This is a genomic window from Acinetobacter sp. 228, assembly GCF_048147885.1.
This window is the reverse complement of sequence record NZ_JAYWYV010000650.1, coordinates 1-1,008: the sequence shown is the minus strand read 5'-3', so window position 1 is coordinate 1,008 and position 1,008 is coordinate 1. Positions and strand designations below refer to the sequence as shown.

Below are 1,008 nucleotides of genomic sequence, written 5' to 3'. Positions count from 1 at the left end.
ATATCCGTGCAGATATCTCGGTAAATATTGGCAATCAAGTCATCTTCCAAGGCTTTAACAGTAATATTCCTTTAGTGGGTCGTTTGAATTTAACCCAACGCGGTTATGAAACGGCAATGCGAGCAATGGGTGCTATTGGTGTAAGTCAAAAAGTGAAAATTGAGGCCTATGGTCAAAGCCTGGATTTAAATCGTGCAATTGCCCGTTTTAATGGTCCATTAGCAAACCCGACGTTAGATATTGATGCGAATAAAAATGTTCAGGGTAGTATGGTTGGGGTTCGTGTCACTGGTACTGCTTCATCACCAAATATTCAAGTTTATAATGATGCAGGCCTTTCTGAGCAAGAGGCATTAAATGCACTCGTGACAGGGCGTATTAATGAAGGTGCAAGTGGTTTAAGTAATGCAGAAGGCTTTAAATCTGATGTGAACAATACAATTGCTGCTGCTGGTATTAGTATGGGCTTGGGTGGTACTCGTGCTTTAACGAATCAAATTGGACGTACTTTTGGTTTGAGTGGTCTTGCATTAGATGCTCAAGGTACAGGGGATGATACTCAAGTAAGCTTAACTGGTTACATTACACCTGATTTATTTATTCGTTATGGTGTGGGTGTATTTACCCCGGTCAATAAACTGACGTTGCGTTATCAAATGAACCGCCGTTTGTATTTAGAAGCAAGTCAATCTTTAGAACGAGCCATAGATTTATTCTACAATTGGCGCTTCTAAAGGTTTGAAGAACACTAAAATCCGAGATGCTATCATCTCGGTTTTTTATTGAATGCTGTGTAAAAATAAAGACATATAAGTAGAATTTTTGCAAAGTCTGTCAGATTCAGTATGATGTGGGCAGCATAGTCTGTGTAGAGTAATGATGAAAAAAGTTTTATTTGTTTTAATGGGCATGTTAATAGTCGGCTGTACAGAAAAAAAGCCTTTAACACCTGAAGAGCAATGGCATGGCTATTGTACAAGTGTGGGAAATGCAGCAAGAAGTATTCTG

At 39.0% G+C, this 1,008-nt stretch carries 1 protein-coding gene and 1 pseudogene; both read left to right on the top strand.

Annotation, left to right across the window (positions count from 1 at the left end):
• Positions 1-734, top strand: a 734-nt coding sequence (locus VXQ92_RS21585) for a translocation/assembly module TamB domain-containing protein (protein WP_416683127.1), incomplete at its 5' end; no start/stop codon positions are given.
• Between the two features lie 142 nt (positions 735-876).
• A pseudogene (locus VXQ92_RS21580) lies at positions 877-1,008 on the top strand (hypothetical protein); the annotation flags it as partial.